16 protein-coding genes are annotated in these 17,198 nt (G+C 67.9%); 6 read left to right on the plus strand and 10 right to left on the minus strand.

Annotated elements, in window-relative coordinates; all coding sequences use genetic code 11:
* Positions 1-240 precede the first annotated feature (240 nt).
* From phnE to AC07YS_RS23200, 3 genes are read right to left on the minus strand one after another with little or no spacing between them, the layout of a single operon-like run.
* Positions 241-1,239 (minus strand): phosphonate ABC transporter, permease protein PhnE, encoded by a 999-nt coding sequence (gene phnE / locus AC07YS_RS23190; protein WP_139706725.1) that lies wholly within the window; start codon positions 1,237-1,239, stop codon positions 241-243.
* Entirely contained in the window at positions 1,236-2,036 is an 801-nt protein-coding gene (phnC, locus tag AC07YS_RS23195; RefSeq protein WP_495269808.1) for a phosphonate ABC transporter ATP-binding protein, read from the minus strand. The genes phnE and phnC overlap by 4 nt, the downstream gene beginning before the upstream one ends.
* 8 nt (positions 2,037-2,044) lie before the next feature.
* On the minus strand, positions 2,045-2,980 hold the full coding sequence (locus tag AC07YS_RS23200) for a phosphate/phosphite/phosphonate ABC transporter substrate-binding protein (protein ID WP_070060360.1): 936 nt from the start codon (positions 2,978-2,980) through the stop codon (positions 2,045-2,047).
* Between the two features lie 187 nt (positions 2,981-3,167).
* Between AC07YS_RS23200 and AC07YS_RS23205 the strand changes: the two genes are divergently transcribed.
* Positions 3,168-4,043 carry an HAD-IIA family hydrolase gene (locus AC07YS_RS23205; RefSeq protein WP_495269807.1) on the plus strand — a complete coding sequence of 292 codons (876 nt, stop codon included), beginning with the start codon at positions 3,168-3,170 and terminating at the stop codon, positions 4,041-4,043.
* On the opposite strand, the gene AC07YS_RS23210 is transcribed toward AC07YS_RS23205, so the two are convergent.
* Both AC07YS_RS23210 and AC07YS_RS23215 read right to left on the minus strand, forming a co-directional pair.
* Complete coding sequence (locus AC07YS_RS23210; RefSeq protein WP_174254369.1) at positions 3,980-4,900, minus strand: MurR/RpiR family transcriptional regulator; 921 nt, start codon at positions 4,898-4,900, stop codon at positions 3,980-3,982. The two genes, AC07YS_RS23205 and AC07YS_RS23210, sit on opposite strands and share 64 nt — an antisense overlap.
* A gap of 10 nt (positions 4,901-4,910) precedes the next feature.
* Positions 4,911-5,876: a LysR family transcriptional regulator gene (locus AC07YS_RS23215; RefSeq protein ID WP_495269806.1), complete on the minus strand. Its 966-nt coding sequence runs from the start codon at positions 5,874-5,876 to the stop codon at positions 4,911-4,913.
* Positions 5,877-5,982: 106 nt separating this feature from the next.
* Here AC07YS_RS23215 and AC07YS_RS23220 point away from each other — a divergent pair, with 106 nt between their 5' ends.
* From AC07YS_RS23220 to AC07YS_RS23235, 4 genes are read left to right on the plus strand one after another with little or no spacing between them, the layout of a single operon-like run.
* Positions 5,983-6,984 (plus strand): hydroxyacid dehydrogenase, encoded by a 1,002-nt coding sequence (locus tag AC07YS_RS23220; protein ID WP_492685456.1) that lies wholly within the window; start codon positions 5,983-5,985, stop codon positions 6,982-6,984.
* Positions 6,981-7,673 carry an RraA family protein gene (locus AC07YS_RS23225; RefSeq protein ID WP_492685455.1) on the plus strand — a complete coding sequence of 231 codons (693 nt, stop codon included), beginning with the start codon at positions 6,981-6,983 and terminating at the stop codon, positions 7,671-7,673. The genes AC07YS_RS23220 and AC07YS_RS23225 overlap by 4 nt, the downstream gene beginning before the upstream one ends.
* A 41-nt stretch (positions 7,674-7,714) precedes the next feature.
* Positions 7,715-8,692 carry a Bug family tripartite tricarboxylate transporter substrate binding protein gene (locus AC07YS_RS23230; protein ID WP_495269805.1) on the plus strand — a complete coding sequence of 326 codons (978 nt, stop codon included), beginning with the start codon at positions 7,715-7,717 and terminating at the stop codon, positions 8,690-8,692.
* Between the two features lie 5 nt (positions 8,693-8,697).
* Entirely contained in the window at positions 8,698-9,822 is a 1,125-nt protein-coding gene (locus tag AC07YS_RS23235; RefSeq protein ID WP_495269804.1) for an NAD(P)/FAD-dependent oxidoreductase, read from the plus strand.
* A gap of 48 nt (positions 9,823-9,870) precedes the next feature.
* Here the strand turns inward: AC07YS_RS23235 and AC07YS_RS23240 are convergent, their stop codons facing one another.
* Positions 9,871-11,814: a tannase/feruloyl esterase family alpha/beta hydrolase gene (locus tag AC07YS_RS23240; RefSeq protein WP_495269803.1), complete on the minus strand. Its 1,944-nt coding sequence runs from the start codon at positions 11,812-11,814 to the stop codon at positions 9,871-9,873.
* 40 nt (positions 11,815-11,854) lie between these two features.
* A complete protein-coding gene (locus tag AC07YS_RS23245; protein WP_492685451.1) occupies positions 11,855-13,741 on the minus strand; it encodes a tannase/feruloyl esterase family alpha/beta hydrolase in 1,887 nt (628 codons plus the stop codon).
* 311 nt (positions 13,742-14,052) lie between these two features.
* Here AC07YS_RS23245 and AC07YS_RS23250 point away from each other — a divergent pair, with 311 nt between their 5' ends.
* A complete protein-coding gene (locus AC07YS_RS23250; RefSeq protein WP_492685450.1) occupies positions 14,053-14,916 on the plus strand; it encodes a helix-turn-helix domain-containing protein in 864 nt (287 codons plus the stop codon).
* Positions 14,917-15,005: 89 nt separating this feature from the next.
* Here AC07YS_RS23250 and AC07YS_RS23255 read toward each other — a convergent pair whose 3' ends face one another.
* The 3 genes from AC07YS_RS23255 to fmdA all read right to left on the minus strand — a co-directional run bounded on the left by AC07YS_RS23255 (position 15,006) and on the right by fmdA (position 17,181).
* Positions 15,006-15,356, minus strand: a complete 351-nt coding sequence (locus AC07YS_RS23255) for a hypothetical protein (protein ID WP_056582144.1) — start codon at positions 15,354-15,356, stop codon at positions 15,006-15,008.
* A gap of 231 nt (positions 15,357-15,587) precedes the next feature.
* Positions 15,588-15,932, minus strand: coding sequence for a zinc ribbon domain-containing protein (locus AC07YS_RS23260; RefSeq protein WP_139701700.1), 345 nt, complete (start codon positions 15,930-15,932; stop codon positions 15,588-15,590).
* Between the two features lie 16 nt (positions 15,933-15,948).
* On the minus strand, positions 15,949-17,181 hold the full coding sequence (gene fmdA, locus AC07YS_RS23265; protein ID WP_495269802.1) for a formamidase: 1,233 nt from the start codon (positions 17,179-17,181) through the stop codon (positions 15,949-15,951).
* Positions 17,182-17,198 lie beyond the last annotated feature (17 nt).

Consider the following 17,198-nt stretch of genomic DNA (forward strand, 5'->3'; position numbering starts at 1 on the left):
GCCACCGCCCCCTCCACCGCCGCATGCGGCGAGGCTCAGGCACAGGAGAAAGCCCGCCGCAGCGAGGCCATACCGGGAAGAACGTGAGGTCATGAAGGTGTCCTTTTCTGGATCGAAGGGGCGTGGAAGGAAAAGCAAGGCGAAGCCGGGCCGTGCAGGCCTCGAAGGGCTTGCACCGGAACGGGAAGAAACGGGGAGAACTCGGGTGCCCGAAGTGGGCGGATGGGTGGGTGTCAGCGCTCAGGCATAGCGGCTGCGCAGCCGGGCTGCGACCCTGTCGAGCACGAGCACCGTGAGGAAGATCGCGATCAGGATCGTTCCAACGTGCGCGTAGTTGTACATGTCGTAGCGGCCCTTCAGCTCCTGGCCGATGCCGCCCGCGCCCACCAGCCCCACCACGGTGGCCATGCGCACGTTGCGGTCGAGGATGTACAGCGTGTAGGCAATGAACTGCGGCATCACCTGCGGCAGCACCGCGAAGCGCATCACCTTCAGCTTGCTGGCGCCGATGGCACGCAGCGCTTCCTGCGGCTTGTCGTCGGCGGTCTCGATGTCTTCGGCGTAGAACTTGCCGAGGAAGCCCGCCGAATGCAGTGCCAATGCGAGCACGCCGGCAATGGGACCGAAGCCATAGGCCAGCACCAGGAACAGCGCGCTCACCAGTTCGGGCACCGCGCGGAACATGCCGACCACGCCGCGCGCCAGCGTGTAGACGGCGCGGTTCGGCGTGTAGTTCTTCGCGCTGCACCAGGCCAGCGGCGCGCTCAGCACGATGGCCAGCAGCGTCGCCCAGATGGCGATCTCGAAGGTCTCCAGCATCTTCACCGCCACATGCCAGAGGTAGCCGAAGGGCTCGACCAGCACTTCGCGCCGGTCGACCACCTCTTCCATCTGCAGCGTCTGCGGGTTGAGCTTGGGCTGGCGCGACTCCTCCATCTCGACATGCGAGAACCACGGCAGCCGCTCGCGGTCGAAGCCCTCGATGCGCGACACCTCGGTGCGCTCCGACACCTGCGGCGGAAAGAGCGACCTGGCGATGGTGCCCAGGCCCGACAGCACCTGCGACTGCTCGCGCAGGCCGACGGCCGCGAGCACGCCCTCGCCCGTGAGCGACAGCATGCGGCCCATTTCGACGCGCTGGCCGGCGAAGAAGCCGACCACCACCACGAGCAACAGCACGGCGAGGCTGCGGGCGCCGAAGGGGCGCGGCAGGTCCCAGGCGGATGCGGGGCGGCTCATGGCACCAGCTCCAGCGCGCCGGCATGCAGCGGCTGCGGCGTTTCGGGCGCGGGCCGCGCGGGCGCCGGCGTGCGGCCATAGACCGCATCGAACACCTTCGGGTCGAAGGCCGCGGGTGCGCCGTCGAACACCACCGCGCCGTGGCGCAGCGCGACGATGCGGTCGGCGAACTCGCAGGCCAGCTCGATCTGGTGCAGGCTGCACAGCACCGTGGTGCCGCGCTCGCGCGCCTGCGTGCGCAGCAGCGACAGCACGTCGTGGCTGGTCTGCGGGTCAAGGCTGGCCACGGGCTCGTCGGCCAGCACCAGCGGCGGCTCGAGCATGAAGGCGCGCGCGATGCCCACGCGCTGCTGCTGCCCGCCCGAGAGTTCGCTCACGCGGCGCAGCAGGTGCTGCTCCTGCAGCCCGACCGATTCGATCAGCGCGCAGGCCTTGGCACGCTGCGCGTCGGTGAACAGGCCGAGCAGCGCACGCCACGTCGGCACCGCGGGCAGCGCACCGGCCAGCACGTTGTCGGCCACCGTGGAACGCAGCACCAGGTTGAACTGCTGGTGGATCATGCCGATGCGCGGGCGGATGCGGGCCAGCGAGTGGGCGGCGATCTGCACGCCCTCGACCTGCACCGCGCCCTGCGTGGGCTTGACCAGCCCGTTGGCCATGCGCAGCAGCGTCGACTTGCCCGCGCCCGAGGCGCCCAGCACCACGCAGAACTGCCCCGCCGGCACCTGCAGCGACACGCCGTCGAGCGCGCGCGTGCCGTCGGCGTAGTGCATGGCGACCGATTCGAAATTCAGCATGGCGACGCTCAACGCTCGGCGGACTTGGCGAGGATGCGGCCCTTGAGCTCGTCGGTCAGCAGGCCGAGCTTTTCGGCGGCGACGTTGAACTCGGCTTCGGAGAACTTCGTGTCGTAGCCGTCGATCTTGCCGCCGCCGTAGCCGCGGATCATGTCGGGCGTGACGCCGGGGGCCTTGTTCACGGTCTGGAAGGCGTCCTTGAGCTTCGCCTTCAGCGGCTCGGGCAGCTTCGAGTTGAGCGCCAGCGGCGGGTACGGAATGGGCATGCTGCGCGCCACCACCTTCACCGTCTTCGGATCGACGACGCCCTGCTTCACGGCCTTCTCGTAGGAGTCGAACGAGAGCGAGGCCACGTCGACCTGGTCCTGCACCAGCGCGGCCAGGCTGCTGGCGTGGCTGCCGGTCATGCGGATGGCGCCGAGGTCCTTGGCCGGGTCCATGCCGGCGTCGAGCAGCATCGCGACCTGGAAGGTGAAGCTCGAGGCCGAGTTGACGTCGCCGAAGGCCACGCGCTTGCCCTTGAGGTCCTTGACCGAAGCGATGGGCGCGTTGGCCTTGGCGAACATGCCCGCGTAGTAGACCGAGGCGCCCTTCTCCACGCCCACGGCCAGGAGCTGCGCGCAGCCGCGCTTGTTCGCCTGCACATACGACACCGGGCCGAAGAAGGCGATGTCGGCGAGCTGGTTGCACATGCCCTCGACCACCGCGCCGTACGACTGGCCGACCTTGAGGTCGAAGTTCAGGCCGGTGCTGCGCGTGATGGCGTTGAACACCGGCGCGTAGTCGGCCTTGGTGCCCGACTCGGTGCCGCCGTCGGCCGGGATCAGCAGCACGCGCAGCGGCCGCTCGCGCGAGCCGTCGGCCACCGATTGGGCTTGCGCCGCCAGCGGCAGCGCGGCAGTCAGCGAGAGGGCGGCGGCCGCAAGGGCCAGAAGCTTTTTCATGGTCGGTTCCTTCGTTTGGAAAGCGGTGGGCGTGCGGTTGCAACGCCCCGATGAAGAGAACTTTAGGAGCCGCAGATGACAGGGAAATGAAATAAGCTCATTTCAAAATTCAAATATCACTGAGCAATATTCAATAGAATCCGCCGCCACGGCCGAGCCCTCCGGACGGCCCCACCACCTGAGATCCATGAGCACGCATCACACGACAACAGGGACCATGAACGGCAGCGGCATCCAGGCGCTGGCACAGGCCCGCCACCTGCTGGTCGACCTCGACGGCACGCTGGTGCGCCAGCAAGAGGCGATCGACGGCGCGGCCCGCCTGCTGGCGCACTTCCACGACCGCTACGCCATCGTGTCCAACAACTCCACCCACACGGCGCAGGGCCTGTCGGTGCGGCTGCGCAAGCTGGGCCTGCGCGTGCCGCCCGAACGCATCGTGCTGGCCGGCGAACTCGCGGTGCGCCAGTTGGCACAACAGCATCCGCAGGCGCGCGTGCTGCTGGCCGCCAGCCCTGCCCTGCAGCGCTATGCGCGCGCGCAGGGCTGCCGGCTGGTGTCCGCGGAGGCCGAGGCCGACGTCGTGCTGCTGGCGCTCGACATGCACTTCAGCCACACGCGCCTGTCGGTCATCGCGAACGCATTGCGGCGCGGCGCGAAGCTGATGGTGACCAATGCCGACGCCACGCACCCGGGCCCGCACGGCCGCGTGGTGCCCGAGACCGGCGCGCTGCTCGCGGCCGTGGTCGCGGCCAGCGGCGTGCAGCCGTGGTGCGTGGTCGGCAAGCCCGCGCCGCTGCTGTTCGAGGAAGGCCTGCGCCGCCTCGGCGCGAGCGCCGAGGGCACGGTGGTGGTCGGCGACAACCCGCTGACCGACGGCGAAGGCGCCGCGCGGCTCGGCCTGGCCTGCGTGCTGGTGGGTGAATCGCCGGGGGCGGTGGCGCCCACGGTGGCCGGGCTGCTCGTGCCGCCCGTCTCAGAAGCAGTGGAACCCGCGCCTCAGTACCGCTTGAGCGAGAGCACGTCGAAGGTCTGGCGCAGCGTGCGCACCGAGGTGTCGTAGTCCGACAGCGCCAGGCAGGCGATCAGCACGTCGATGATCGCCAGCTGCGCGAGCCGGCTCGTCATCGCCTCGGTGCGGAAGTTGGTTTCGCGCGCCATGGTGAACAGCAGCACATCGGCAAAGGCCTGGATTGGCGACTTGCCGAAGTTGGTGATGCACACCGTGGCCGCGCCGGCTTCCTTCGCGAGGCGCGTGGCCGTCACCGTCTCGTGCGTGCTGCCCGAATGCGAAATGGTCAGCACCGCCGTCTTCGCATTCGTGAGCGAGGCGCTGATGGCCTGCACGTGCGAATCGACCACCACCTTGGCATTGAGGCCGATGCGCAGCATGCGGTAGTGCGCGTCCTCGGCGATGGTGGCCGAGCTGCCGATGCCGTAGATCTCGATGCGCTCGGCCTTGCGAAACAGCTGCACCGCGCGCTCCATCGCCTTGGCGTCGAGCATCGACTGCGTGTCGTGCAGCGTCTGCACGTTGCTCTGGAAGATCTTGCGGATCACCGCGTCGGCCTTGTCCTGCGGATCGAGGTCTTCGTGGATGAACTGCACCGGCCGCACGATCTCCTGCGCCAGCGCGATCTTGATCTGCTGGAAGCCCGTGGCGCCGAGGTTCTTGCACAGGCCGACGATGCTGCCTTCGCTGGAGCCGGTGCGCTCGGCCACCTCGCTCACCGACATGTGGACCACCTCGCGCGGGTTCTTCACGATGAAGTCGGCGATGCGCTGGCCCACGGGGCCCAGCGAGGACCAGAGGGTTTCGATGCGCGCCAGCACCGCCGAGACCTGGCCGTCGGGCACCTCGGGCGGCGGTGCGCCGGTGGCCTTGGTGCTGGCGGGTCGGGAGGGGCTGTTGCGCTTCATGGCCACAAGCTTACCCGCGCCCGATGGCGCTTTTGTGCCGTACAGCGGCTGGCGCCAGGCCCGACAGCGCCGACGAAAAAAGCTGCGCCCCTTCGCTACGCAGCAAGGTCACGAGGCGCCGCGCCGCCGGCGACAGGTAGCCCTCCTTGCGGTACGTGACGCCCAGGTGGCGGCGCAGCGTGGTCTCCTTGAGCGGCACTTCGCGCAGCGTGCCTTCGCGCCCAGGCGCACCGAGCGTGTGGCGTGACAGGAAGCTCAGCAGGTCGGTGCGCGAGATCAGGCGCGGCAGCAGCGGGATCGAGTTCGCGTTGACCTGCACCGCAGGCAGCGGCAGCCCGCGCGACTGAAACGCCGCGTCGAGCCACTGGCGGCTGGGAATGGGGTCGGCGGGCAGCACCCAGCGCCATTGCAGGAGCGACTTCATCGTGATCTTCGGCAGCTCGAACACGGGGTGCTGCGGGCTGGCGGCGACCACCACCACATCCTCGACGATGGAATGCGTGACGAAGGCCGGATCGTGCTCGGGCATGAGGCCGATCAAGAGGTCGATGGCGCCTTCGCGCAGCCGCTCGCGCAGCGCCATGCTGGGCGCGACGGTGATGTCGATGCGGGTGTCGCCGGCCTCGGCCAGCAGCAGATTGCACACCTCGGGCAGCACATGGTCGGCCGCAATGGGCCCGCTGCCGATGCGCACATGGCCCGCGTTGCCCTTGGCGAAATCGCTCACTTCGCGCAGCGCCTCCTCGGTGGCGCCGCGCAGCAGCCGGGCACGCGCCAGCAGCACCTCGCCCACCGCCGTGAGCTGGATGCCCCGGCCCTTGCGCTCGAACAGCGCGCTGCCGAAGGCCTCCTCGAGCCGCTGCACCGCCTTGGTCAGCGCGGGCTGCGTGCGCCCGAGCTTGTCGGCGGCCTGGCCCAGGTGGCCGGTGTCGGCGACCACCTCGAAATATTTCAGGTCGCGCAACTGGATGTCCATTCATAGCTCCGAGGAATCGTTGAATGAACATTATCGATTGGACGGAATGAATGGTGATTTCCACAATCCAGCTCATACCGACCCTCGAACGACCCTCTCTCTCTCCATGAACCCCACTGTCCTGGTCACTGCGCCACGGCTTGCCAAGGCCGGCGCCGACCTTCTCGCCGAAGCCGGCGCCCGCGTCATCTACCTTGCGAATGCAGACAGCGTTGAAGAAGTCGAGCGCGTGATGGCGAGCGAACCCATCGACGCCGTCATCTCGCGCACCGTGCAACTGTCGGCCCTCGCCATCGCTTCGTGCCCCACGCTGAAGGTGATTTCAAAGCACGGCGTGGGCGTGAGCAACATCGACGTCGAGGCCGCTACTGCGCGCGGCATTCCGGTCTACGTCACGCCCGGCGCCAACGCGCAGTCGGTCGCCGAGATGACGCTCGGCCTGATGCTCGCCGCCGCCCGCCGCATCGGCTGGATGGACCGCGAACTGCACGACGGCCGCTGGTCGCGCGCACAAGACGGCGTGGAGCTGCACGGCAAGACGCTGGGCCTGGTCGGCTTCGGCCAGATCGGCCAGCGCGTGGCCCGGGTCGGCCTCGCGCTCGGCATGCAGGTGGCCGCGTTCGACCCGGCCCTCGGCGAAGGCCCGAGCCCAGTGGCCGGCGTGCGCCTGCTGCCTTCGTTCGATGCGCTGCTGCCGCTGAGCGATGTGCTCAGCCTGCACGTGCCGCTCAACCGACACACGCGCCAGATGCTCGGCGCCGCGCAGCTTGCGGCGCTGCCGCGCGGCGCGATCGTCGTCAACACGGCGCGCGGCGAGGTGATCGACGAACCCGCGCTCATCGCGGCGCTGCAATGCGGCCAGCTGTACGCGGCCGGCCTCGACACCATGGCCGACGAACCCCTGCCCGCCGGCAGCCCGCTGGCCGCCCTGCCCAACGTGGTGCTCACGCCGCATGTCGGCGGCTCCACGCCCGCGGCGCTCGCGGGCATGGCCAGCGGCGCCGCACGCAACGTGCTGGGCTGGCTGCAAGGCTGTCCGGTCGATCCTTCGGCTTGCGTGAACCCGCAGGTCCTGTCTTCCCCCCTTCTGCACGGAATCACCGCATGACCGCCCCGCTCTCCTGGCCGTCCGGCTACCGCATCAACCCGCGCGCGTCCGGCCCAGACGCCGCCCTCGTCGACGCTTTCCGCACGCTGCCCGTGGCCGCCATCGGCGATGCGATGAGCCGCAATGTCGGCACCGTCGGGCTGCGCCAGTACCACGCGCGACTCGACACGGTGCTGTGCGGCCCCGCCGTCACCGTGCGCGTGCGGCCCGGTGACAACCTGATGATCCACAAGGCGCTGATGATGGTCGCGCCGGGCGACGTGCTCGTGATCGACGGCGGCGGCGACGTCACGCAGGCGCTGGTCGGCGGCCTGATGCGCACCACCTGCATCGCGCGCCAGCTAGCGGGCCTCGTCATCGACGGCGCGGTGCGCGACCTGTGCGAATGGGCCGAAGACGGCATGCCGATCTTCGCGCGAGGCCACACGCACCGCGGGCCGAGCAAGGACGGCCCCGGTGAGGTGAACGTGCCCGTCTCGTGCGCGGGCCTGGTCGTGATGCCGGGCGACCTCGTGGTGGGCGACGCCGACGGCGTCATCGCGGTGCCGGCCGCCGAAGCGGCCGACGTGCTCGAGAAGACGCGGGCCCACCTGGCGCGCGAAGCAAAGATCCGCGAGACCAACCGCACCGGCACCGCCGACCCCGAGCGCTTCGACGCCGTGCTGCGCGCCAAGGGCCTGCCGGTCTGAACGGCAGCCACGAGATCACAAGAACCCCCAGGAGACAAGACATGAACCGAAGAGACTTTCTGCAGACCACCGCCTTCGCATCCATCGCCCAAACGGCGGGCATGGCCTACGCGCAAGGCGATTGGCCGCAACGCCCCGTGAAGCTGGTGGTGCCCTTCACGCCCGGCGGCGGCACCGACGCGACCTCGCGCCTGATTGCCGAACGCCTCACCTCGCTCGAGCGCTGGACCGTCGTCGTCGACAACAAGCCCGGCGCGGCCGGCAACATCGGCCTCGACGCCGTGGCCAAGGCCACGCCCGACGGCTACACGATCGGCATGGGGCAAACGTCGAACCTCACGATCAACCCCTGGCTCTATTCGAAGATGCCCTTCGAGGCGCTGAAAGACTTTTCGCCCATCGCCGAAGTGGCCTCGCAACCCGTCGTGCTCGCCGTGCGCGCGGACTCGCCGCTGCGCACGCTGGCCGACTTCATCAAAGCCGCGAAGGCGAAGCCGGGCGAGTTCAGCATCGCGCAGGCCGGCAACGGCACCGTGGGGCACCTGGCCGGCGAAATGCTGGCGCGCCGCGCGGGCATCAAGCTCATGCAGGTGCCCTACAAGGGCGCAGGCCCGGCCATGAACGACCTGATCAGCGGGCAGATCGCGCTGTACTTCGGCAGCAGCGTTTCGGTGATGTCGCAGCTGTCGAACGGCCGCGCCCGCGCGCTGGCCGTCACCTCGGCCAAGCGCCTGCCCGCACTGCCGAACGTGCCCACCGTGGCCGAACAGGGTTTCGCGGGCTTCGAGGCCACGACCTGGGTCGGCCTCGTCGGACCGGCAGGGTTGCCCGCCGACGTGGTCAACCGCATCAACGCTGCGGTCGTAAAGACGGTGGCACGCAAGGACGTGCAGGACAAGCTCGCGCAGGAAGGCAGCGTGCCCGCCAGCGGCACGCCGCAGCAGTTCGACGCCTACATCCGCGCCGAGCACGCCAAGTGGGGCGCGCTGATCCGCGAAGCCGACATCAAGCTGGACTGAGCCGCATGGACCGGATCGACTGCGTCGTGATCGGCGCCGGCGTGGTGGGCCTGGCCATCGCACGATCGCTCGCCATGGCCGGGCGCGAGGTGGTGATCCTCGAGGCCGAGCACGCCATCGGCACGCATACCAGCGCGCGCAATTCGGAGGTGATCCACGCGGGCATCTCGTATGCGCCCGGCTCGCTCAAGGGCCGGCTGTGCGTGGCGGGCAAGGCCGCGCTGTACGCCTACTGCGCCGAACGCGGCATCGGCCACCAGCGCATCGGCAAGCTGATCGTGGCGGTGCAGGACTCGGAGCTGCCCGAGCTCGACAAATACGTCGCGCTCGGCGCGGCCCACGGCGTGACCGACCTGCGCATCCTCGACGCCGCCGAGGCACGCGACATGGAGCCCGAGGTAGCCTGCGTCGGCGCCCTGCACTCGCCCTCGACGGGCATCGTCGACAGCCACGCGCTGATGCTGTCGTACCTGGGCGACGCGGAACGTGCGGGTGCCTCGCTTGCCTTGCAGAGCCGTGTGCTGGCCGCGCGGCCCACGCCAGACGGCCTTGTGGTCGAGGTGGGCGGCGCGGAAACAACGAGCGTGCTGTGCAACACGGTGGTGAACGCGGCGGGGTTGGGTGCGCAGCAGGTGGCATCGCGGATCGACGGCATGCCGGCCGGCCTGGTGCCACCGCTGTACTACGCGATTGGCCACTACTTCTCGCTGGCGCGCAAATCGCCCTTCCGCCATCTCGTGTACCCGACCGGGCGTGAAGGCGCCTTGCGCGCCCACGTGACGCTCGACCTCGGTGGGCAATGCAAGTTCGGGCCGGACCTGAGCTGGCGCGACGGCATCGACTACAGCTTCGACGCTTCGCGCGAAGCCGCCTTCTACCAATCGGTGCGCCGCTACTACCCTGCCCTGCAGGACGGTGAGTTGCAGCCGGGTTACACCGGCATCCGCCCACGCCTGGCCGGCCCCGGTTCTTCAATGCACAACACGGCGACGGATTTCGTGATCCAGACGCCGCAGGATCACGGCATCGCGGGGCTGGTGAATCTGTTCGGCATCGAGTCGCCGGGGCTGACGGCGTCGCTCGCGTTGGGCGCGCATGTTGCGGGCCTCGTGGCGAAGATGCATCCGTAAAAAAAACGGGCCCGAGGGCCCGTTCCTTCTGAAGACGTCTCCATTCAATCAGGAGCATGCATAGCTTGCGGCCTGCCTCGGATTGCCGCTTTGGAAGGTCGCCTTCTGCGGGTACGGGCAGATCGGCTGACTGATGGGCGTCGGGCTTCCCGCAAGCGAGTTCAGCACGATGCGGTCGGGCACGATGCCCTTTTCGACCCAGTCCGTCATCAGGCCGTACATCTGTCCGGGCGTGAGCGCAGGTGGGGTCGCCGCTTCATTGGACGTCGCATTCACCGAGCCATGTCCATTGCCGGGCAGCAGGTAGAAGCGATAAAAGTCCTGGACATTCGCCGCGCCGCCCATCTGGTTCAACACCCGCTGGTAGTAGTTGACGGAGCCCATCGAGAAGATCAGCTCGTCGTTGACACCGTGGTAATGGAGCAGCTTGCCACCACGCTTCTTGAACGCTGTCAGGTCCGGGTTGTCCGTGTTGATGTCCGCGAACCGCGGCTGCAGCGCCACGCCCCGATCGAAGGCGTTGGAGAGCTGCGCGTACGACAAGGACTTCCAGCCGTTCACACCGTTGCTCGTGGCGTTCCTGAAGTTGGGCCCCGCGAGCCTGGCGTCCTGCAGTTCCAATGCGACCTGGTCGGTGCCGACGGTGAATGCGGCGTTCGGGTTCGCCAGGCCGAAGGGAATGCCCGTCACCTTGGTGAATGACGCCTGATAAAGCGATGTGCCGCGCGGCAGTCCGTACCACTTCTGCGTGCCGCCCAACGTGACGTTCCAGCCGTTGTCGACGGCCGGGTCCGGCACGCTGCCATCGGCCGTCATGCCGTACCAGATCTTGTTGATGGCCTGCGCCTGGTCCCCGTTGACGCAGGATGGCGAGTGGCTGGTGCCCACCACCCCGGCGCTGCCTGCCGCACCCGAGCAAAGCACGGTGGCGTCCTTCGTCGGGTCGTACCTGCATTGCGAGTCGTCGAGGATGTAGCCCAGGTGCTGCCCACCCACCGCGTCGCAGGCATTGATGGCTGCGTTGGACACCAGGTCCTGCTGCTCGTAGGTCGGGATCGCGATGCCCTTGTCCACGAGGTCGCGCTGCCAGACGATCTGCGGATAGAGTTCCGCGGTGGTGAACTTCGTCCAGTTGAGCGCGGGCACCGCGGCAATGATGCCGTCGAAGTCGTCCGGATTGGCCTGGGCGGCCTTGATGGCCTGGCGCCCGCCGGTGGAGGCTCCGTCGAAATAAGAGTATTTCGGCGCGGAGCCGTAGTAGGCCGTCGCGAGTGCCTTGGCCTTCACGGCCATTTCATGCACGCTGCGCTCCGAGAAGTCTTTCCACAGCGCCGTGTTGATGGTGCCATCCGGGTTCATCGCCCACGAGCCGCTGCCCGTCGGGTCGGTATGGCCCATGTTCTCGGACGCCGTGACAGCGCCTTCGGTGCCGGCAATGGCCGACGCCCTGCGCACGTCGTTCGCGGCAGCCGTGGCGCTCAGCTCCGAGGTCGAGCCTTCGAGCGACCCGCCGAAGCCGCCGTTGCCGGTGGCATGAAAGCGGCCATTCCAGTTCGCCTTGGCAGGCAGCCAGACTTCGATGCCGATGCCTGGCGATGTCGATGGCGCCTCGGCGGGGCCTGCGTTGCCTGGCCCGACATTGAGCTTGACCAGGCACAGATCGTTGGCCGCGGTGCTGGTCGTTGCAGTGGCGGTTCCGCTCAACAGCAGCGGCTCGCCTTTCTTGAACGACTTCACCAGCAGCACAGTGGTCTGGCTGTCCGGTTTGAAGTGGGTCTGGATGGAGTCGTCGCATGCGAGCTGCGGCGCCGGCCCGGGTGGCGCGGGAGGTGCGTTCGCAGCCGCGATGGCGGCAGCAATCGCCGCGGCTTGTGCCGCGTCGTTGCCGCCTCCGCCGCCGCCTCCGCATGCGGCGATCAGGCCGATGCAGGCGACGCTCACCATCAGGCGTCGGCAGCGCACGTGCGCGGGGTTCGTTGTAGTGGGGGTCATCGAAGGTCTCCTGTCGTTGTGGTGGGGCGCAGGCGCCGGTTCATCGGCATGCGTAGCTCGCGGCCACGAGCGGATCGCCACTCGCGAAGGTGATCTTCTTGGGATAGGCGCACAGCGGAAGGCTCTTGGCCACCGGCGACGACGGCAAGGTCTGCGCAGCGAGCACGTCGGGCGCCACGCCCTTCTCGACCCAGGCCTGCAGCGCCGCATAGAGCTGGCGGCGGTCCGGCACCGGTGGATGCGCATCAGGGTTCGTCGTCCCGTTGAAGTACCGGGTCGTGAAGTCGTTGCAGAAGAAGGTGCCGTTCAGGCAGATGAAGCCGTGCCCCATCGCAGGAACCAGGTACAGGCGATAGAAGTCCTGGGCCGAGGCCAGCCCTCCCATCCGGGCGACGACGCGTTCGAAGTAGTCGATGGAGCCCTGCGGCATGATCGCGCCGTCCGCCATGCCGTGGTAGTGAAGGATCTTGCCGCCGCGCGCCTTGAATGCCGACAGGTCCGGGTTGTCGGCGTCGACATGGTCGAACGCGCCCTGCAGCGCGGTGCCACGGTCGAAGGCATTCGACAGTTGCGCGTACGACAGGCTCTTCCACTTCGAAGCGCCGTTGCCCGACGCGTTCACGAACGTGGGGCCCGCCAGGCTCGCGTCTTGCAGATTGAGCGCGACGGTTTCGGCGGCAATGAAGAACGGCCCGTCCGGGGATGCCACGGTGCCCAGACCGGTGCCGCGCGGATAGCCGTACCAGCGGCGCGTCCCCGACAGGCCCGTGTCCCAGCCGTTGTCCAGCGCGGGATCGGGCACGCTGCCATCCGAGGTCATGCCGTACCAGATCTTGTTCATCGCAGTCGCCTGCGCAAGATTGACGCAGTCCGGCGTGGTGTTCGTGCCGGCTGCGGCGCCATTGCCGGTGACGCCCTGGCATAGCACCTTGGCATCCTTGGTGGGATCGTAGCGGCACTGCGCGTCGTCAAGGATGAAGCCCAGGTGCTGGCCGCCGACCACGTCGCACGCGTTGATCGCTGCATTGGAGACGAGGTTCTGCTGGCCCGTCGTGAGCGGCACGCCGCCGAGGTCGCGCTGGAACACGATCTGCGGATACAGGTCGGCCGTGATGAAGCGGGTCCAGTTGTTGGCAGGAAACGCCACCAGGATGCCGTCGAAGTCCGCCGGGTTGACCTGTGGTGAGCCCAACGCCTGCCGGCCTCCCATCGAGCCGCCGTCGAAGTACGCATACAGCGGGGCCGCGCCGTAGTACGCCTTGGCCAGGGCCTTGCTCTTCACGGCCATTTCATGAACGCTGCGCGTCGAGAAGTCGCGCCACTGCACCGTGTTGATCGTCCCGTCGGGGTTCATCGCGAACGAGCCGCCGTGCGCGGTGTCTGCATGGCCCGTGTCCGTGGTGACGCTGACTGCGCCCTCCGACGCTGCGACTGCCGCGGCGCTGCCTCCCGCATTCAACTGGTTCTGCAGCTTCGTGGTCGATCCTTCGTTCCCGCCGCCCCAACCACCGCTGCCGAGGGCGTGCACACGCTGGTTCCAGTTGGCAGGCGTCGGCAGCCAGATCTCCAGGCCAATGCCGGCGGAGGTCGAAGGCGCTTCCGCCGGGCCGGGATTGCCCGGCCCCACGTTGAGCTTCACGAGACAGAGGTCATTCCCGGCCGTCGGCGTGTCGGCGGTCACCGCCTCCGTCAACGCCAGCGGGTCTCCCTTCCTGAATGCCTTGACCAACAGTACGGTTGTCTGGTCGTCGGGCTTGAAGCCGGTCTTGATCGTGTCGTCGCAAGCGAGCACCGTGGGGCCGGAGGGCTGCGTGGGTGGCGTGGGCGTTGCGATCGGCGCCGCCACGAAGGCCGGCCCGTTGCTGCTGCCGCCGCAGCCCGCCAGCACCGCCGCAAGGGCCATGGCGGCCCCCATCTGCCAGGCCATTCGCCTGGGGCGCCGCACATCCGATCGTGGGGATTGAAAGGTCGATTTCACCGCTGTCTCCTGTCGCACTTTTATGTGAAGTAAATTGCATCAAAGCAAACCCGCGGCACGCTGTCCGTGTTGCCGCTGAGCGACGATAGGAGATGGGGTTGGGCATTTCTATCGAAAACCCGCCGCTTTTTTCTAGAAACGGGTGGCAAGGGCAAAGGATTACCCTATCCGGCGCCCTTAGACACATGCACTAAGCTGCACTTTTCAAGCGATGCGAAGCGCCGTTTCGCAGCTGGAATCCGTACTCAAGAAGCGATGCCATGGCCGGCTTTTCTGTGGAAAGTGGAACGTTCCCCCCGCTGGCGAACGCGGATCCGGGGTGGTGCGGCCTGCCCATCACGCTGGAGCGCTTGCCCGCAGACGCCGAAGTCATCGGGGCGGTCTGCATCGAGCCGTCGCTGGCGGTGGTTCGCGCCGGCAGCGGCAAGCGATGGTTCACGACCGCCGGGCGCTCGCGCGAGTTGCGCTCCGCACCCGCCATGGTCGAGCTGTACGAAGTTGGCTGCCGCATCGATCAGGCCCGGTGGGCCGGCACGCCAGGGGAAGTCATTGCCGTGCAGTTGCCCGCCGCGCGATTGAACGGCCTGCTGCACGGCGATGTGCCGCCGATCCAACTCCAGACACGCTACGAGCTCTTCGATCCGACGGTGTCGAACCTCGTCAATGCGCTGTGGAACGAGGCTGTCGACGCCTCACCGGTCGGGCGGCGCTATGTCGAGGGGTTGACGCTCGCGCTGGTCGGGCTGCTCAGCGAGCGCTACAGCGCGACCCCGCCGAAGCAAGCGGCACGCACCGGCAAGTTCGGCGCGCGCGACACCGAGCGGCTGCGCGCGGTCATCACGGAACAGCTGTCGGACGATCTCCCCATCAGCCGGCTTGCCGCGTCGCTGTCGATGAGCCCGTACCTCTTCGCAAAGATGTTCAAGGCGACCTTCGGGCGGCCGCCCCACGCCTTCATCCTCGAACAACGCATCGAAGCGGCCACGCGCGTGTTGCGCGCACAGCGGGACCGGCCGCTGGCGGAAATTGCCAATGCATTCGGCTTCAGCAGCCAGGCACATTTCACCGAAGCGTTTCGCCGCCGGACCGGCACGACACCGGCGCGCTGGCGCAAGGACGCCTAGGCGAAGGACAGCGATCCGCGACCGCACAAAAAAACGGGCCCGAGGGCCCGTTCCTTTTTGTCAGCCCCCGAAGGAGCTGAGTCGACCAATTACAGGCCAGCCTGGCGCGTGAACGACACGCTGGGCTTCTTGTACGCAGCCGGCACTTCGTCGCGGTAGAACGCGCGGCGGTCGAGGCTGGCGAGCGGGTCGTGGGCCTTGGCGACGGCTTCAGCGCGGATCGTCGAGCGGTCGGCGGTCGAGGTGAAGGTCTGTGCGCCGGCGGTGGCGCCGTCGCTGTACTCGTTGCCGGCGCGGGCGGCGGCCACGGCTTGCGACGCGACTTCCGAACGCGAGAGGGTCGAGTTCACGGTGTGCACGCCGTCATAGGTTTCGGCGTGGGCACCGGCAACAGCCAGGAGCGAGAGCGCAACGGCGGCGAGGGTCTTCGAGGCATTCATTTCAATCTCCTTCAGGTGGTGTGTCGATGGGATGAAGTTTGAGCCTGAAGCGCCCCAAAAAACGGCAGCAAAAGGAATCGCGGCGTTCACGGGATTGAAACAATCGCGCACCGCCCGCGCATGCGATGCGGCGGCCTACCCCCTCTCCTCCCGAGGGAACGCACGAGAAAGTTCTCGCTGCCGGCATTCCTTGCATGCGCCTCGCGCATGCAAGGAATGCACGCCGAACCCTCAGTGCGAGATCATCCAGGGCCGCCGCGACGGGGCCGATTTCGCACCGTTCGGCGCGGTCTGCGTGGCACTGCGCCGCGACGATCCCGAGCAGCAACCGCAGCCCGAGGGATGCCGCAGCCGCGCATAGTCGCGCGAGCTCGCGGGCTCGTGGCGCGCGCGTTCGTTGGTGGCCATCGCATGGCGCGTGTCGGCGGCCATCAGCGCCAGGCGCGGCGCGGCGGTGAACACGCGCGGCGAAGCCGTGCCGCAATCGGGGCAGGCGGCGGGCTCGTCGCGCTGGCCCGAAGGCCGCAGCGATTCGAAGCCGCCGCATTGCCCGCAGGCGTAGTCGTAGGTCGGCATGCGTACAGCCTTCTCTTCAACGCAGGTCGTGCGACAGCGGCATGTCGATGCTGCCGTCGATGAACTTCACAGGCCCCGAGGCGTTCGGGTTGATGTCGAAGTCGAAGATGCCCGTGGGCAGCCACAGCGTGGCGCACGAATTGGGCACGTCGACCACGCCGCTGATGTGGCCCTGCACCGGCGCCGTGCCCAGGATCGAATAGGCCTGCGCGCCCGAGTAGCCGAACTTCTTCAGGTACTCGATGGCGTTGAGGCACGCTTGGCGGTAGGCCACGTTCACGTCCAGGTAGTGCTGCTTGCCGCTCTCGTCGACCGAGATGCCTTCGAAGATCAGGTAGTCGTTGTACTGCGGCGTGATCGGGCTGGGCTTGAAGATCGGGTTCTTGATGCCGTACTTGGCCATGCCGCCCTTGATGAGCGTGACCTTCATGTGCACCCAGCCGGCCATCTCGATGGCGCCGCAGAAGGTGATCTCGCCGTCGCCCTGGCTGAAGTGCAGGTCGCCCACGCTCAGGCCCGCGCCGTCGACATACACAGGGAAGAACACCTTCGAGCCGCGCGACAAATCCTTGATGTCGCAGTTGCCGCCGTGCTCGCGCGGCGGCACGGTGCGGGCGCCCTCGGCTGCGGCCTTCGCCCTCGCCTCGCCCGTCATCTTGCCCATGTGGGCGGTGCCGGCGAACGGCGGATTCGCGAGGCCGGGCACGCGGTCCGGGTCGGTGGCGATGAGCTTGCCTTCGCGCTCGTTCCACATGTCGAGCATGGGCTTGTCGGGCAGGCAGCCAATGAGGCCCGGATGGATCAGGCCCGCGAAGTTCACGCCCGGAATGTGGCGCGAGCTCGTGAACATGCCCTTGAAATCCCAGATCGACTTCTGCGCTTCGGGAAAGTGATCGGTGAGGAACCCGCCGCCGTTCTTCTTCGAGAAGAAGCCGTTGAAGCCCCAGAGACTGTCCTGCTTGGCACCGATGTCCAGCAGGTCGACCACCAGCAGGTCGCCGGGCTCCGCGCCCTTCACGCCCACCGGGCCCGAGAGGTAGTGCACCGTGCTCAGGTCGATGTCGCGCACGTCGTCGGCGCTGTCGTTGTTCTTGATGAAGCCGCCGGTCCAGTCGAAGGTCTCGAGGATGAAGTCGTCGCCCGGGTTGACCCAGCAGGCCATCGGAATGTCCGGGTGCCAGCGGTTGTGGACGTTTTCGTTCTCCGTGGGCGGCTTGGTCAGGTCGACCTTGATCAGCGTGTCCGTCATGTGCAGTGGCTCCTGGG

The sequence above is a fragment of the Variovorax sp. GW458-11-26-14-LB1 genome, from assembly GCF_059423965.1.

Excerpts from the sequence above, each read along its gene's own strand:
- AC07YS_RS23235 (WP_495269804.1), top strand. The coding sequence starts at position 8,698 with ATGGACCGGATCGACTGCGTCGTGATCGGCGCCGGCGTGGTGGGCCTG.
- AC07YS_RS23255 (WP_056582144.1), bottom strand. The coding sequence starts at position 15,356 with ATGAATGCCTCGAAGACCCTCGCCGCCGTTGCGCTCTCGCTCCTGGCT.
- AC07YS_RS23220 (WP_492685456.1), top strand. The coding sequence starts at position 5,983 with ATGAACCCCACTGTCCTGGTCACTGCGCCACGGCTTGCCAAGGCCGGC.
- AC07YS_RS23260 (WP_139701700.1), bottom strand. The coding sequence starts at position 15,932 with ATGCCGACCTACGACTACGCCTGCGGGCAATGCGGCGGCTTCGAATCG.
- AC07YS_RS23245 (WP_492685451.1), bottom strand. The coding sequence starts at position 13,741 with ATGGCCTGGCAGATGGGGGCCGCCATGGCCCTTGCGGCGGTGCTGGCG.
- phnC (WP_495269808.1), bottom strand. The coding sequence starts at position 2,036 with ATGCTGAATTTCGAATCGGTCGCCATGCACTACGCCGACGGCACGCGC.
- AC07YS_RS23240 (WP_495269803.1), bottom strand. The coding sequence starts at position 11,814 with ATGACCCCCACTACAACGAACCCCGCGCACGTGCGCTGCCGACGCCTG.
- phnE (WP_139706725.1), bottom strand. The coding sequence starts at position 1,239 with ATGAGCCGCCCCGCATCCGCCTGGGACCTGCCGCGCCCCTTCGGCGCC.
- AC07YS_RS23205 (WP_495269807.1), top strand. The coding sequence starts at position 3,168 with ATGAGCACGCATCACACGACAACAGGGACCATGAACGGCAGCGGCATC.
- AC07YS_RS23215 (WP_495269806.1), bottom strand. The coding sequence starts at position 5,876 with ATGGACATCCAGTTGCGCGACCTGAAATATTTCGAGGTGGTCGCCGAC.
- fmdA (WP_495269802.1), bottom strand. The coding sequence starts at position 17,181 with ATGACGGACACGCTGATCAAGGTCGACCTGACCAAGCCGCCCACGGAG.
- AC07YS_RS23200 (WP_070060360.1), bottom strand. The coding sequence starts at position 2,980 with ATGAAAAAGCTTCTGGCCCTTGCGGCCGCCGCCCTCTCGCTGACTGCC.
- AC07YS_RS23210 (WP_174254369.1), bottom strand. The coding sequence starts at position 4,900 with ATGAAGCGCAACAGCCCCTCCCGACCCGCCAGCACCAAGGCCACCGGC.
- AC07YS_RS23250 (WP_492685450.1), top strand. The coding sequence starts at position 14,053 with ATGGCCGGCTTTTCTGTGGAAAGTGGAACGTTCCCCCCGCTGGCGAAC.
- AC07YS_RS23225 (WP_492685455.1), top strand. The coding sequence starts at position 6,981 with ATGACCGCCCCGCTCTCCTGGCCGTCCGGCTACCGCATCAACCCGCGC.
- AC07YS_RS23230 (WP_495269805.1), top strand. The coding sequence starts at position 7,715 with ATGAACCGAAGAGACTTTCTGCAGACCACCGCCTTCGCATCCATCGCC.